The sequence below is a fragment of the Streptomyces phaeolivaceus genome, assembly GCF_009184865.1.
Lineage (GTDB): Bacteria > Actinomycetota > Actinomycetes > Streptomycetales > Streptomycetaceae > Streptomyces > Streptomyces phaeolivaceus.
On record NZ_CP045096.1, the window covers coordinates 2922055 to 2936462 of the forward strand.

A 14408-nucleotide genomic window follows, 5' to 3' on the forward strand; every position below is an offset into this window, starting at 1 on the left:
GTCCCTTACAACTTCGGGGCGGCACAAAAGCGTTGGGCCTCGGCCAATTGATCCTGTTGATCCTGTTGATCCTGCGAGCCTGTATACAAATCCTGTGCATTCGCCCTCGCGTCCGGCCGACCCGCTGACCGCCGTCACCGACCCACCCCTGCGCCCCCTGCCCGAGCGCGCCGTCGCGCTGCTGCGCGGCCTCGGCGCCCCGCCCCGGCTCGCGGCGCATCTGCGGCTCGTGCACGACGTGGCGTACGAGCTGGCCGACTGGATGGAGCGGCGGCACCCGGGGCTGCCGTTCGACCGCGCGGGCGTGCTCTTCGGGGCGGCCACGCACGACATCGGGAAGATCACGCACCCCGGGGAGCTGTCGGGCCCCGGTTCCGCGCACGAGGAGGCCGGGCGCCGGCTGCTGCTGGAGCACGGGGTCGGGCCGGAGTGGGCGAGGTTCGCGGGGACGCACGCGGCATGGGCGGAGCCGGGGATCGGTATCGGTATCGGTATCGGTATCGAGGATCTGCTGGTTTCCCTCGCGGACAAGGTGTGGAAGAACAAGCGGGTCCGGGAGCTGGAGGATCTCGTCGTCGGGCGGCTGACCGAGGTGAGCGGCAGGCCCGCCTGGGAGGAGTTCCTCGCCCTCGACGACCTGCTGGAGGCGCTCGGCGCCGACGCGGACCGGCGACTGGCCTTCCAGGCGACCTACCCCGTCCACCCGCGGACCCGGCGGCCCTAGGGTCCTCAGGCCCGCCGACCGGACGACCCGGTGGCCGGACGACCCGGTGGCCGGACGGCCCGTGAACCCCGGGCTCCCTCACAGCATCGCCACAGATGGTCCTCAGTCACGTGGGGAATCTCCGCGTTGTCCACCTAAGATTCCCCTTGGTTCCCCCGTTTTCCGACAACTCACTGGCGCATCACGCGTCCTGGGAAACCACTCGGCGTGCATGAGCGTCGAACGTTGCGTGAGCAACCGCTGTCCCGGCGGTCCGACGGCACGGAAGATGGGGACCCGTGGAGCTGGAATTCCGACTGCTCGGCCCGGTCGAGGCGTGGCACGGTGACAGACCCCTGCGGCTGGGCGGGCCGAAACCCCGGGCGCTGCTGGCCGTACTGCTGCTCCGGGCCGGTCAGGTGGTGCCCGCGGACGCCCTCGTCGACGTGATCTGGGGCGACGAACCCCCGGACACCGCGCGGGCGCTGGTGCAGACGTATGTGTCGGCGCTGCGGCGGGCCCTGCCCGCCGGCGCGGCGGAGGCGATCGAGACCCGGCCGCCGGGCTATGTGATGCGGCCCGGCGTCGGACGGGTCGACCTCGCGGGGTTCGAGGCGCGCACGGCGGACGGGCGCCGGGCCGCCGCCGAAGGGGACCACGAGGAGGCCGCCCGGCTGCTGCGCGAGGCCCTGGAGCTGTGGCGCGGGCCCGCGCTCGGCGGGGTCGGGGAGGCGCTGCGGGGTGAGGCCGGACGGCTGGAGGAGGCCCGGCAGGCGGCCCTGGAGGAACGTATCGCCGCCGAACTGGAGACCGGCGGGCACGAGGCGGAGCTGGTCACCGAGCTGACCGCGCTGGTCGAGGACCATCCGGCCCGGGAGCGGCCACGCGGCCAGCTGATGCTGGGCCTGTACCGGCTGGGCCGGCAGGCCGACGCGCTGGCCGTCTACGCGGAGGGGCGGGCCGTGCTCGCCGAGGAGCTGGGGCTCGACCCCGGCCCGGAGCTGAACCGGCTGTACGAGGCCATCCTGCGGGCCGACCCGGCCCTACTGGCCCCGACCGCGGAAGCACCCCCGCCGGCCTCTCCCGCGCCCCGGCCGGTGTCCCTCCTGCCGCCCGCCATCGCGGACTTCACCGGCCGGGAGAAGGAACTCGCGCGGGTGGTCGAGGGGTTGACCGGCGAGCGGGAGGCGATGCCCGTGGTCGTGGTCTCGGGGGCCGCCGGGGTGGGCAAGTCCGCGCTCGCCGTGCAGGCCGCGCACCGGGTCGCCGGGGACTATCCCGACGGTCAGCTCTACGCCGAACTGCACGGCTTCAGCGAGCCCGTGCCGCCCGCCGAGGTCCTGGGCCGGCTGCTGCGGGCGCTCGGCGCCGACCCGCCGGAGGACACGGCCGAGCGCGGCGACCTGTTCCGCAGTCTGGTCGCCGGGCGGCGGATCCTGCTGGTCCTGGACGACGCCAACGGCGAGGCCCAGGTACGGCCGCTGCTGCCGGGCAGCGCCTCCTGCGGGGTCCTGGTGACCTCACGGGCCAGGCTCGGCGGGCTCGTCGGGGCCCGCCGCACCGATCTGGACGTCCTGGACGACGCCCGGGGCCTGGAACTGCTCACCCGGGTCACCGGCCCGGACCGCACCCCGGACGACCCGCGTGAACAGGCCGCCGCCCGCCGGATCGTGGAGCTGTGCGGCGGTCTGCCGCTGGCCCTGCGGATCGCGGGCGCCCGGCTCGCCACCCGCCGCCACTGGACGCCCAGCGTGCTCGCCGAGCGCCTCGCCGACGAGCACCGCCGCCTCGACGAGCTGTCCGTGGGCGATCTGGAGGTCCGGGCCGGCCTCGGCCTCAGCTACCAGGCCCTGGACGGCCGCGCCCGCCGCGTGCTGCGCCGTATCGCCGGCCTCGGCTCGGCCGATGTCGCCCTGTGGACGGTCGCCGCGCTCTCCGGCACCTCCGAGGACGAGGCCGAGGAGATCCTCGAACGCCTCCTGGACGCCCAGCTCATCAACTGCCCCGGCACCGACCAGGTCGGCCAGCCCCGCTACCGCCTGCACGACCTGGTCCGCGTCTACGCCACCGAACGCGCCGAGGCCGAGGACCCGGTGGACGACCGCACGGCAGCGGTCGGCAGAGCGCTCTCGGCGGGCCTGTGGCTGATGGACAGAGTGACGGAGAAGTCCCCGTCGGGCGCGGTCACTTTGCGACAGAGGCTCACACGAGCGCCCCTGCAGGGGCGCGGGGAACCGCGCGAGCAACCAAGGACAACCGAAAGCCGCGAAACAACAGAACCCCCCACCCCGGTAGGCGCCCAGACGACCCGCCGCGCCCTCGAAGACCCCTTCGCCTGGTTCGACGCGGAGGCGGACACCCTCACCAACGCGGTCGAGCGCGCCGCGGCGATGGGCCTGCACACCCTCGCCTGCGAAGCCGCCGCCGCGCTCTGCTCCTCCTCCTTCGCCATCAAGAACCGCTTCGACGCCTGGTGGCGCAGTCACGACGCCGCCCTCGCCGCGGCGCGCCGCGCGGAGGACCGCTCGGGCGAGGCCCTGCTGATCATCGGCCTCGGCCAGCTCCGCTACGAACAGGACCGCATCGCCGAGTCCCAGGAGTACTTCCGCACCGCCGAGCGCATCTGCACCGAACTCGGCGACGTACGCGGCCGTTCCGCCGCCCTCGCCGGCCTCGGCAGCGCCTGCCGCGAGGTCGGTGAACTCCGGGACGCGGAACGCGCCCTGACCGACGCCGCCGACGGCTTCCGCCGGGTCGGCGACGACACCGGTGTCGGCGTGGCCTGCCGGTACGGCGGTTCCGTACGCCTCGAACTCGGCGACCAGGAAGGGGCGTTCCCCCTCCTCGACGAGTCGCTGCGGGCCTATCGGCGGCTCGGCAGCCGGCGCGGCGAGGCGCTGGCGCTGCGCACGCTCAGCCTGGTGCACCGCTCGCTCGGCGCGTACGAGGAGGCCGCGCGGGTGGCCGAACAGGCGCTGGGGATCCTGCGGGCGCTCGGCGACCCGCACATGGCGGCGTACGCCCTGCGGGCCCGCGCCAAGGCCCGGATGCGGCTCGGGCACCTGTGGGAGGCGGAGGCCGAGCTGCACGAGATCCTGGAGGTCTGCCGGGTCCACGAGGACCGCTTCGGCGAGGCGCTGACGCTGCGCACGCTCGGCGAGTGCGCGCTCGCCGAGGGGCGGCTGCCGGACGCGGAGGGGCTGCTGACCGCCTCCGCCGCGCTCTGGGCCGTACTCGCGCTGCCGCTGCCCCGGGCCCGCGCCCTGCGCGATCTCTCCGTCGTCCGGGCCGCGCTCGGCGACCGGACGGGCGCGGAGGCGCTGCGGGCCGAGGCGCTGGCGGTGTTCAACGCCTGCGAGGCCCGCGAACGGTACGAGCCGTGGCCGTGGGTGTGATCCCGCTCCCGCTGATCCGGGAGCGGAGCGCGGAGACCGGGCCGGTGGCCGGCTGCCGGGCCCGGAGCTGTCGCCAGGTCTGCTTCGGGCAGTCGCCCTTGGGCCCGGCCTCGGTGAACCAGTCGTAGCGGACGACCCGGGGCGGCAGGCCGATCTCGACCCAGTGGTCCTTGCCGGAGGAGTGGTCCCAGCCCGCGTTGGGGATCCGGATGTGATCGGCGCGACGGTCCTTGTCCTGGCTGGTGATCTGGAGGACCTCGACATGGCGGAGCCGGGGCCGCATCACCACGCAGTACCGTTCCTTGCCGCCCTCGGTGTCCCGGTACGGAACGTACGCGTGCCAGATCTCGCCGGGCGCGGGCCGGCGCCGGCCGTGGTGGAAGCCGCCGTCGTCCCACCAGCGCACCGCCCGGTGGGAGAGGTACGCGGTGAGCGCCGCCGCCCCGCTCTGGATCAGCCCCGGGGTGTCCCCCTGCGACAGGTCGAACCGGGCCTCGGCCCAGACCACGGCCGCCTGGGAGGCCACGAGCAGCACCGCCGCGTGGCCGGCGTAGGCCCACCAGGGGCCGCGCCGGGACCATCGGGTGAACGCGGCGACGCCCAGCGCGACGGCGAAGGGGGCGCCGTACACGGCCGCCGCCTGCCCGGCCGTCGGCTGCTCCGGCAGCGTGTAGCGGCCGGCCGGCAGGTCGGCCAGGGCGATCGGCAGCGCCAGCGCGTAACCGGCCGTCAGCCAGGCGGTGAGCAGCAGATAGCCCTTGACGGCCTTGCCCAGACACGAGCTGTCGGTGCGACGGGCCACCGGTCCCTCTTTCCCCTGCGGACTTGCCTCTGCGGACTTGCCTCTGCGGAAGATCAGCATCCGGGTGCCCGGCCCGGCCCGGGATCCGTGGAATTGCGTACGCGGTTACGTAACGCGGGTGGTGTGGGCGTGTTCCGGACCCCCGGTGCGGCCGAAACCCGCTTGCGGCGGACTTGCAGAGAACTTCCAGCGGAGTCCGGCATTCTCGTTGTTCTCGGGGGAACAACGGATCGGCCGGGCGACCACCGCCCGGCCGGTCGGCCCACCGGAGCGCACAGGGGACGGACCGGTGGGAACGTGACAACAGTGGAATCGCAGCACCAGGACGGGCTGGGGGGACGCCCGGAGCCCGGCCACGAACCACCACTCAAGGGGGGAAGCCCCCGGGGAGGGACATCAGGGGATCAGGTCCCTCCCCGGGGTGCTGCCACGCACCCCGACGCCTCACACCTCTCGCCCGGTGGAAGACGACGCATGCCTTCGATCATCCTCATGAGCGACCCCGAGGTCGCCGGTGTCCCGGTCCAGGAGTGCGGTGAACCCCTCGTCGATCTGAGGGAACTGCCCTTCGTGGTGGTCGACTCCCGTCAGGCGGACCCCGAGGGGTCGTACGCGCACCTCCGCGAGGGCGTCGCCTGGCGTCTGGCCCGCGCCGCCCGGCTGCTCCCCGACGGGCTGCGGCTGCTGGTCACCGAGGGGTACCGGCCGCTCTCCCTGCAGATCGAGTACTTCGAGCGGTACGCCGCCGAACTGCGCGAGGCCAACCCGGACTGGTCGGCGGAGTATCTCCACGTCCAGACCAGCCGTTCCCTCTCGCCGCCGGAGATCGGGCCGCATGTCGCCGGCGCCGCGGTCGACCTCACCCTGTGCACCGCCGCCGGGGAGGAACTCGACATGGGCACGCGTCTCGACGCCAGCCCCGAGGAGAGCGACGACGCCTGCTACACCGACGCGCCGAACATCTCCGAGACCGCCCGCCGCAACCGCCGCACGCTCAGCGCGGCGCTCACCACGGCCGGGCTGGTCAACTACCCCACCGAGTGGTGGCACTGGTCGTACGGGGACCGGTACTGGGCGCTGATGACGGGCGCGCCGCACGCGCTGTACGGACCCGCCGGGACCGGCCCCTAGCCCGTCTCCGGCACCCGTGGCCCCGTGGCCCCGTGCCCCCGCCGTGCCTACCCGTCCCATCCCCGAGGGCTGCACCCCGTCCTCCGTGCCGCCTCGGCGGCAACCCCGTAGCGGGGGTCAAGGGGCAGCACCCTGTGGATGGGACGGGCAGGGACGGCGGGGCGGCCGGTCAGCCGGTGAGGGGCGCGAACACGTCCAGGAGGGTGTCCAGGCGCAGCCGCAGTTCGGGGGAGTCGGCGCCCGTGACGACGACGGCGACCTCGTCGGCGCGCACCGAACGCGCCAGGCGGACGCGGACGGTGTGGGAGGGGCCTTCGAAGACGCGGGTGTGCCAGGCGGCCGAATCCGGGTCGCTCGTGTCGTCCGTCGCTTCGAGGGCCGCGGCGAGCGTGTCCGCGTCGAGGCCCTCGACGGGGTGGTGGCCGCGGCCGACGTAGTACGCGAGCTGTTCCAGGAACGGGCTCACGCCGTCGGCCCCGACCCGGCCGCCGATCTCGTCGGGGCGGTGGGAAGCCGGCCAGGGGTCGGTGTCGTCCGCGAGGACGTACCCCGGCAGTCCCCCGCTCACCGCGTGCCGGTCCTGTGTGACGACGTACAGGTAGGCCCAGAGGTCGAGTCGGCGGACGGCGTGGGCGGGGTCGTAGGCCGCGGTGGGGAGTCGGGGGACGCGTTTGCGGCCGGTCGCGTCGAGGCGGTACGGCACGGCGAACGCCTCGTGCCAGTCGGCGAGCGCGGGCCCGAAACGGGCCTCGGCCGCCGTCGGGTCGATCTCCAGATAGTGCGCGATCGACTCCCAGGTGGCGCCGCGCTCCCGCTCGTACACCACCGCCCGGGTCAGCGCGCACTCCGCGTCCCGCACCAACCGCGCCGCCTGACTGGCCCGTCCGCCGTGGCCGGTGTCCCCGTCGTTGCGGCTGACCACCAGCCCCATCGCCGCGTCCGCGACACCGGTCGCGGCGGAGGAGAGCACCAGCCGTGCCAATGCCTCACGGGAGAAGGCGGCACGGTCGGCGTCGTACGGGGTGGTGTCCGGGAGAGTCACGGCGGTCAGGGTGACACGGGAGACGCGTCCGGGTCTCCCGGTTTTCGGGGCGCCCGCCGGAGAAGACGGCCATCGCTCAACCGCGCACGCCGCTCAGCCGTGTACGGGGAAGTACTGGCGTGGTGTCACGCCCACGACGCGGTGGAACGCGGCGACGAAGGAGCTGGCGGAGGCGTAGCCGACGCGGTGGGCGACGGAGTCGAGGGGGAGGCCCTCGGCGAGCAGCGGCATCGCGGCGCGCATCCGGGCCTGTTCGCGCCACTGGCCGAAGGCGAGGCCGGTCTCGGCGACGAAGAGCCGGGCCAGGGTGCGGGCGCTCGCGCCGACCTCGGTGCCCCAGGCGGCGAGCGGCCGGGCGTCGGCGGGGTGCGCGGTGAGGGCGTGGGCCACCGCGCGGGCCCTGGGGTCGCGGGGCTCGGGGGCGGTGACGCTGGTCACGGGGACGGGCCGCAGGACGTCGAGGAGGACGGCCTCGGCGCGGGCGCGGGCCTCGGCGGTCAGGTCGGTGCGCAGGAGGTGTTCGATGAGCGCCCGCGGCAACGGGCCCGCCTCCACCACCGTCGGCTCCCGCCAGTCGATGCCGGGGCAGCTCACGGGGTCCACGTACGGGCTGCGCATCACCGTGTCGCCGACCGACTCGGTGGTGTGCGGGACGCGGGCGGGGATCCACAGGGCGAGGGTGGGCGGCAGCAGCCAGGAGCCCCGCCGGGTGGTGACCCGCAGCAACCCCTTGGCCGACCAGGCGAGTTGGTGGACCGCGTGCCAGTGCCGGGTGAAGGCGGTGCCGCGCGGCATCGCGAAGTGCCCGATGAAGATCGCGGTGGGGTGCGGGCCCCGCAGCATGGCGGGCGGGGTGCGTTCGACGACCGGCCCGGTGTCCCACCACACCTCGCCGCCCGCGCCCCGGTGCTCGCCCGTCCCCGTACCGTGCTGTCCGTCTGGCGACATGGGACGGCAGCCTAGCCCGTGGTGGACAGCCGGGGGCGGGCCTAGCGTCGGCGGTATGCCGATGAATCAGATACACCGAAGGATCTGCGGCTCCGAGAAGTGGGCGCTCAAGACCCGGGAACTGCTGCTGCCCTGGGCCCTCGACGGGGTAGACCTGGGGACGGACGTGCTGGAGATCGGGCCCGGGTACGGCGCCAATCTGCGGGTCCTCGTCGAACAGGTGCCGCACCTGACCGCCGTGGAGGTCGACGCCGCGACCGCCCGGCTGCTGGACGTCGCGTGGGGCGAGCGTGCCCGGATCGTGCACGCGGACGGGGCGGCGACGCCGCTGCCGGACGCGTCGTTCGACTCGGTCGTCTGCTTCACGATGCTCCACCATGTGCCGACCGCCGAGCAGCAGGACCGGATCTTCGCGGAGGCGTTCCGGGTGCTGCGCCCCGGCGGCACCTTCGCGGGCAGCGACAGCCTGCCGGGCCTCCGTTTCCGGCTGATCCACTTCCGGGACACCATGAACGTCGTCGACCCGGCGACGCTGCCCGCCCGGCTGACGCGCGCGGGTTTCACGGACGTCGCCGTGGGCGTGCACGAGCAGGGCGGCAGCCTCCGCTTCCGCGCGCGCCGGCCGTAGCCCACGGGCCGGGACCCCGCCGGTCAGGCCCCGAAGCGGCGTACGTACCGCCGCTGCCAGGGCGTCTCCACCGCGTGCCGGTCGTAGTGGCGGCGGACGTACGCCACGGCCTCCTCCGGGGGTACGCCGTCCAGCACCGCCAGGCAGGCCAGCGCGGTGCCGGTGCGGCCCCGGCCGCCGCCGCAGGCGAGTTCGACGCGGTCGGTGGCCGCCCGCCGCCAGGCGTCCCGCAGCACCTCGGCGGCCTCGGCACGGTCGCCGGGCAGCCGGAAGTCGGGCCAGCGCAACCAACGGGAGGACCAGGGCACTTCGGGCGGCTGCTTGCCGAGGCAGTACACGGCGTAGGTGGGGACTGTTCCCTCCGGGAGCGGCCGGCGCAGCCCACGGCCGCGCACCAGCCGTCCGGAGGGCAGCCGCAGCACACCCGGATCGGACGGATTCCAGGGATCGGTGGGTGTCTCCCCCATGGGTCAGCCCACCCCCCGTGACGCCTGCGCGGCCCTCGTCTCGATGCCCCGGAAGTGGTCGGACATCGCCCGCTGGGCGCCCACGACGTCGTGGGCGCGCAGGGCGGCCACGATGTCGCGGTGGCGGCGGATGGTCAGCTCGGGGGTGGGGTCGTCGGTCCAGCCGCGGGCGCCGGCGACACGCAGGAAGACGGTCCAGAAGGCGCCGAGGAGCTGGGGGATGAGGTCGTTGCCGAGGGAGGCGTAGAGGAGTTCGTGGAAGTCGCGGTCGAGTTCGGCGACGGGTTCGCCCGCCTTCTGGGCCGCCTCCATCCGGTCGACGACGGCCGCGAGACCGTCCAGCTCCTCGTCCGCGAGGGTGGCCGCGACCCGGCGTACGAGGCCGTCCTCCAGGACCTCGCGGATCTGGAGGATCTCGGCGAGCGCGGCGGTGTCGCCGTCGGGCCGGGCGAGGGTGCGGAAGGTGAGACCGTCGACGAGGGGGGTGAGGGAGGCCTCGCCGACATAGGTGCCGTAGCCGTGCCGGATATCGACTATGTCGAGGGCTTGCAGGGCTTTCAGGGCCTCGCGGACGGAGTTGCGGCTGACGCCGAGGTCCTCCATCAGCTCCGTCTCGGTGGGGAGGGGGGCGCCCGCCTGGAGCTTGCGGTCGAGGATGAGCTGCATGACCTCGTGCTGGATCTGGCTGCTCACCCGCCGCTCGGGCCGGCGCCGGCTCCCGCTCTCCTGAGACATGCGCCGCATCGTACGCTCGCCGGACATCCGACGTCCCACCTCCGGACGGAAACCACGTGAACTGAACAAGGGAACGCCAGGTTAACGCCCTGTGGCGAAACCGGGAAACTCTCGCCCAACGGACCCTCAACCGTCGTTATTTCACACCGGACTTCCGATCGACAATGATCCGCCGATGATCCGCCGATGATCCGCCGTCGATCCGCCATTGGTCGAACCTTTGGCAGGTACGCCATTCGTGTGCGATCACTTGACCACCCTCAACGGTGCTTTTAGGGTCACGCTGCCCCTACAGGACGTAGGACGTCGTATCTCCCTCCCTCTCTTTTTGGAGGAACCGTGCGCGACTTGACATCCTCCTCTCCCCGCGGGGAGGGGATTCCTGGCTCAGGCTGCCTCCGGGAGCAGCGCTCCCGGAGGCCTTACGCCCTCGACACCAGCCGGGTTGAGACCAGCCCGGACCAGCGTCACGCGCGCGGAGTTCTTGTCCCGAGGGGAGACGACTCCGCACGCGGTGCGGGTGTAGGTACGTTCCGACAGCGGAAGCGCGTGCTTGGTTCTCGCTCCGCACGACGCGCAGTCCATGGTGGTGTGCGCGGGATGCACGAGGCGGATGTCCCGCCCGTGCTTGCGGCCCATCTCGATCAGGGCCGTCTTGACGGCGCCGATGGCCGCGTCAGCGGCTTTGCGGGCCATGGTGGTCTTGGCGAGGAACTTCGGCCGGAAGTCCTCGACAGCGATGGCGTCATGGTCGCGGACGACCTTCTTGGCCCACTTGCGGCCGGTGTCCTGCCGCTGCCGGGCGATCTTCGCGCAGGCGTTGGCACGCCACTGTTTCGCCTCGCGGTAGCCCTTCGAGGCGGCCTGCCCCTTCTTCGGCTTGCGGCGGGCCATCATCCGGTCGTACCGGGTCAGCTTCGCCTGTACCTTCCGCCCGTGCCGCGGGTGGGGAAGGTCGTGGGCGTCGGATGTGGTGGTGGCGGTCTCCTTGACGCCCCAGTCCACGCCGAGCACACGGCCCGAGGCCGGGAGCGGCTCAGCCCCGGCAGCAACGACGAACGAGGCGTGCCAGTGCCCGACCGCGTCCCGGTACACGCGCACGCCGGATGGCGCGGCCGGGAGTTCACGGGACCACACCACCGTCAGGCTGATGCCACCTGCGAGATGGAGACGGCCGTCCTCCAGACGGAACCCGCGCTGCGTGTAGTTCAGCGTGGGCAGCGCCTCACGCTTCTTCTTGGGCCGGGGCATGCCCGCGCGCTGGGGCATCGGCAGCCGCTTGTCGATGTCCTTCAGGGCCTTGGACCGGGCCTTGGCGAAGTCGCGGATGATCTGCTGCTGCGGCACCGAAGCGCCTTCACGCAGCCACGGCATACGGGCGCGGGCTTGGGTGAGCATCTCGTCGAGCCGCGCGGGGCCGCACGTCAGTTTGGCGTCGGGGTGAGTCTTGTTGTGGGCGTGCACGGCGCGGGACGTGGCCACGGCCTCATTCCAGATCCACCGGCAGCGGTCCCACTCGGCGAGCAGGGCCGTGTGTGCGGTCGGCGACACGCGAAGCCGGTAGGCGTACCGGGCGCACCCCGTCCCCTCCGCCGTCTTCGATGGTGTCGTCATGGTGTCGTCATGGTGTCACCGCACCACTTACGGAGAGCCATCAAGCCACTACTCTGGAGTCATGGATGAAGACAAGCGCATCACCCTCCGTATGCCCGCCGACCTGCACGAGTGGCTGGTCGCTCAGGCCGGGTCCGCCCGCAGGTCCCTCAACTCCGAGATCGTCTACCGCCTGGAGGGCGAGCGCGACGCCGCCGTGGCGGACGACCAATCGCCCTGAGGGCGATCGCTCTTTCCTTGCCCTGTTCCGCAGGACGCCGATTCCTCCCCGGCCTGCATGCCTCGGCACGTTCGGAGGAGCCCGGTGATCCGTGACGCCCCGGCGCCGACCCGCCGGTCACTCCTGAAGTACTCCGGCGCGCTGGGCGCCGCCGCCGCCGTCTCCTCGTCGCTGGCCGCGTGTTCGGCCGGACCGGAGTCCACCAACGACACCGGTGGCTCGGGCGGCGGGAAGAACAGCACCCTGACGGCCGTCATCGGCTACGGCAACGACGGCAGCTGGGACCCGACCCAGACGGCGTCCGCCTTCTGTATGGCCGCCAACAACCACATCTACGAGGGCCTCCTCGACACGGACCCCATCTCGCGCGAGCCGTACGCGGCGCTCGCGACGGCCGTGCCGGGCGACGCCTCCGGCACCTCCTGGAAGTTCGAGCTGCGGCCCGGTGCCACCTTCCACGACGGCAGGCCGGTGACCGCCGACGACGTAGTCTTCGTCTACGAGCGCATCCTCGACCCCGACACCCAGACCCTCGCCAAGGGCTTCTTCGCGAGCTGGCTGAAGGAGGTCAAGAAGATCGACGCGCGGAACGTCGAGCTGGTGCTCAAGTTCCCGTTCCCGGACGGCATCTCCCGGCTGACGCTGGCGAAGATCATGCCGAAGCACGTCTACTCCCGGCCCGGTGCCTGGGAGGACGCCATCAAGGGCAAGGCGATCGGTTCGGGGCCGTACCGGCAGACCGCGCACCACCCGAAGTCCAACACGACGTTCGAGGCGTACGCCGACTACAACGGCCCCCGCCCGGCCGCGTTCAGGAAGATGAACTGGCTGACCATCGTGGACGCGGCCCCGCGCGTCGCGAAGATCTCCGGAGCGAGCGCCGGCGCGCAGATCGCCGACAACATCCCGTACGCCAATATCGGGCAGCTGGAGAACGGCGGAATGTCCGTCCAGGGCGGCTCCGGGATGAACAACCTGTTCCTGATGTTCAACACCGAGCGCAAGCCCTTCGACGACGTCCGGGTCCGGCAGGCGCTGCATATCGCGATCGACCGGGACAAGATGATCGAGGTCGCGCTGAAGGGGCACGGAAAACCGGCGAGTTCCTTCCTGAACGAGCAGAATCCGAGCTATCGGCCCGCGAAGAGCGTGTACGCGTACGACCCCGACAGGGCGAAGGCGCTGCTGGCGGACGCCGGGGTGAGGAAGCTGAGCATCGAGATCCTGGCGGTGAACGTCAGCTGGATCGTCGACTGTCTGCCGACGATCAAGGCGTCCTGGGACGCGATCGGCGTCGAGACGACGCTCTCCCCGCAGGAGACCACGGCCGTCTTCACGAAGATGGACCAGAAGCAGGACTACCAGGTGGTCGCCGCCGCCTCGAACCCCAATCAGTTCGGGCTCGACGCCGATCTGATCATGCATTACAACTACGGGCCGCAGAACCTGTGGATGCGGTACGCGCGCTGGGCCGACGATTCCGTGGCGAAGGCGCTCTTCAAGGACATGGACCGGGCCACGCAGGAACCGGACGCCGAGAAGAAGAAGACGATGGTCCAGGAGTACATCGACATCGTCGCCGAACAGGCCGTGCTCTATCCGGTGGTGCACAACGAGCTGATGACGGCGTGGAATCCGAAGCGGCTCTCCGGGATAAGGGCACAGCCCTATCCCGGAATCAATCTTCTCCAGGCCGAGTGGGTCTAGCGTGATCGCTGTTCTGCGCATTCTGATCCGGCGGGTCGCGCTGCTCGTTCCGCTGATGCTCGGAATCGTGCTGTTCGTGTTCATCGTCATGAGGTTCTCGGACGTCGATCCGGCGTCCGCGTTCTTCCAGGGCGCCAATCCGACACCGGAGCAACTGCACGACTTCCGGGAGGAGAACGGCCTGCTGGACCCGATGCCCGTGCGCTACGCCGGCTTCATCGGCGATCTGCTGCACGGGGACATGGGGATCAGCGCGCTCACCCGGGCGCCCGTCGTCGACCAGGTCATGACCGCGCTGCCGCTCACCCTCCAGCTGACCTTCCTGGGGCTGGGCATCGCGGTCGTGCTGGCGCTGCTCGGCGGGATCACCGCGGCGATCCACCGGGACCGGCTGCCGGACCAGATCATCCGGGTGGTGTCGCTGACCGGGGTCGCGGCGCCCGGGTTCTGGCTGGCGCTGCTGATGATCCAGTATCTGGCGGTGGACCTGGGCTGGTTCCCGACCGGCGGCTACATCAACCCGGCGGACTCCCTCACCGGCTGGCTGAGGACGATGACGCTGCCGGCGCTCGCCCTGTCGCTGCCGGTCGCGGCGCAGCTCACCCGGATCGTGCGGACCGCGATGGTGGAGGAGCTGGACAAGGACTACGTACGCACCGCGATCGGGAGCGGACTGCCGCCGAGGGTGGTCGTGGGCCGCAATGTGCTGCGGAACGCGCTGATCAATCCGCTGACCGTGCTCGGGCTGCGGGTCGGCTATCTGCTCGGCGGCGCGGTCGTCATCGAGACGATCTTCTCGCTGCCGGGGATGGGGAAGCTGATGATCGACGCCGTGAAGAACGGCGACCCGGCGGTCGTCCAGGGGGTCGTGCTGACCACGGCCGCCGGCTTCGTGGTCGTGAACCTCGTCATCGACGTGCTCTATCTGCTGGTGAACCCACGGCTGAGGGAAGCAAGTTGACGATCACCGCCGAGGGATGCGAGCTGAGGCCCCGATGCGCGGCCTGTTGCCTGGA

13 protein-coding genes are annotated in these 14408 nt (G+C 72.2%); 7 read left to right on the forward strand and 6 right to left on the reverse strand.

The features are described from left to right. Positions 1–94 precede the first annotated feature (94 nt). Positions 95–724, forward strand: coding sequence for an HD domain-containing protein (locus F9278_RS13645; protein WP_152168575.1), 630 nt, complete (start codon positions 95–97; stop codon positions 722–724). Positions 725–1002: 278 nt separating this feature from the next. Continuing rightward, positions 1003–4098 carry an AfsR/SARP family transcriptional regulator gene (locus F9278_RS13650; RefSeq protein WP_152168576.1) on the forward strand — a complete coding sequence of 1032 codons (3096 nt, stop codon included), beginning with the start codon at positions 1003–1005 and terminating at the stop codon, positions 4096–4098. On the opposite strand, the gene F9278_RS13655 is transcribed toward F9278_RS13650, so the two are convergent. Next, positions 4049–4900 (reverse strand): type II toxin-antitoxin system PemK/MazF family toxin, encoded by an 852-nt coding sequence (locus F9278_RS13655; RefSeq protein WP_152168577.1) that lies wholly within the window; start codon positions 4898–4900, stop codon positions 4049–4051. The two genes, F9278_RS13650 and F9278_RS13655, sit on opposite strands and share 50 nt — an antisense overlap. Positions 4901–5374: 474 nt before the next feature. Between F9278_RS13655 and F9278_RS13660 the strand changes: the two genes are divergently transcribed. Beyond that, the gene (locus F9278_RS13660; RefSeq protein ID WP_152168578.1) at positions 5375–6031 is read left to right on the forward strand and encodes a M15 family metallopeptidase; all 657 of its coding nucleotides are present in this window, start codon (positions 5375–5377) and stop codon (positions 6029–6031) included. 169 nt (positions 6032–6200) lie between these two features. Here the strand turns inward: F9278_RS13660 and F9278_RS46140 are convergent, their stop codons facing one another. Together F9278_RS46140 and F9278_RS13670 are read right to left on the reverse strand one after the other, a co-directional pair. After that, positions 6201–7073: a hypothetical protein gene (locus F9278_RS46140; protein ID WP_193241465.1), complete on the reverse strand. Its 873-nt coding sequence runs from the start codon at positions 7071–7073 to the stop codon at positions 6201–6203. A gap of 93 nt (positions 7074–7166) precedes the next feature. Beyond that, on the reverse strand, positions 7167–8021 hold the full coding sequence (locus F9278_RS13670; RefSeq protein ID WP_319023106.1) for an AraC family transcriptional regulator: 855 nt from the start codon (positions 8019–8021) through the stop codon (positions 7167–7169). A gap of 61 nt (positions 8022–8082) precedes the next feature. Between F9278_RS13670 and F9278_RS13675 the strand changes: the two genes are divergently transcribed. Further along, complete coding sequence (locus F9278_RS13675) at positions 8083–8649, forward strand: class I SAM-dependent methyltransferase (protein ID WP_226966731.1); 567 nt, start codon at positions 8083–8085, stop codon at positions 8647–8649. A 23-nt stretch (positions 8650–8672) separates the two neighbouring features. Here F9278_RS13675 and F9278_RS13680 read toward each other — a convergent pair whose 3' ends face one another. The 3 genes from F9278_RS13680 to F9278_RS13690 all read right to left on the reverse strand — a co-directional run bounded on the left by F9278_RS13680 (position 8673) and on the right by F9278_RS13690 (position 11465). Then, positions 8673–9116 carry a protein-tyrosine phosphatase family protein gene (locus tag F9278_RS13680; protein WP_152168580.1) on the reverse strand — a complete coding sequence of 148 codons (444 nt, stop codon included), beginning with the start codon at positions 9114–9116 and terminating at the stop codon, positions 8673–8675. Between the two features lie 3 nt (positions 9117–9119). Next, a complete protein-coding gene (locus tag F9278_RS13685; protein ID WP_193241989.1) occupies positions 9120–9860 on the reverse strand; it encodes a FadR/GntR family transcriptional regulator in 741 nt (246 codons plus the stop codon). A gap of 378 nt (positions 9861–10238) precedes the next feature. Further along, positions 10239–11465 (reverse strand): RNA-guided endonuclease InsQ/TnpB family protein, encoded by a 1227-nt coding sequence (locus F9278_RS13690; protein WP_152168581.1) that lies wholly within the window; start codon positions 11463–11465, stop codon positions 10239–10241. Here F9278_RS13690 and F9278_RS13695 point away from each other — a divergent pair. The 3 genes from F9278_RS13695 to F9278_RS13705 are packed head-to-tail and all read left to right on the forward strand — an operon-like array spanning position 11464 to position 14353. Beyond that, the gene (locus F9278_RS13695; RefSeq protein ID WP_152168582.1) at positions 11464–11685 is read left to right on the forward strand and encodes an Arc family DNA-binding protein; all 222 of its coding nucleotides are present in this window, start codon (positions 11464–11466) and stop codon (positions 11683–11685) included. The two genes, F9278_RS13690 and F9278_RS13695, sit on opposite strands and share 2 nt — an antisense overlap. A gap of 57 nt (positions 11686–11742) precedes the next feature. Beyond that, positions 11743–13392 (forward strand): ABC transporter substrate-binding protein, encoded by a 1650-nt coding sequence (locus tag F9278_RS13700; RefSeq protein WP_152168583.1) that lies wholly within the window; start codon positions 11743–11745, stop codon positions 13390–13392. A 1-nt stretch (position 13393) separates the two neighbouring features. After that, a complete protein-coding gene (locus F9278_RS13705; protein WP_152168584.1) occupies positions 13394–14353 on the forward strand; it encodes an ABC transporter permease in 960 nt (319 codons plus the stop codon). Positions 14354–14408 lie beyond the last annotated feature (55 nt).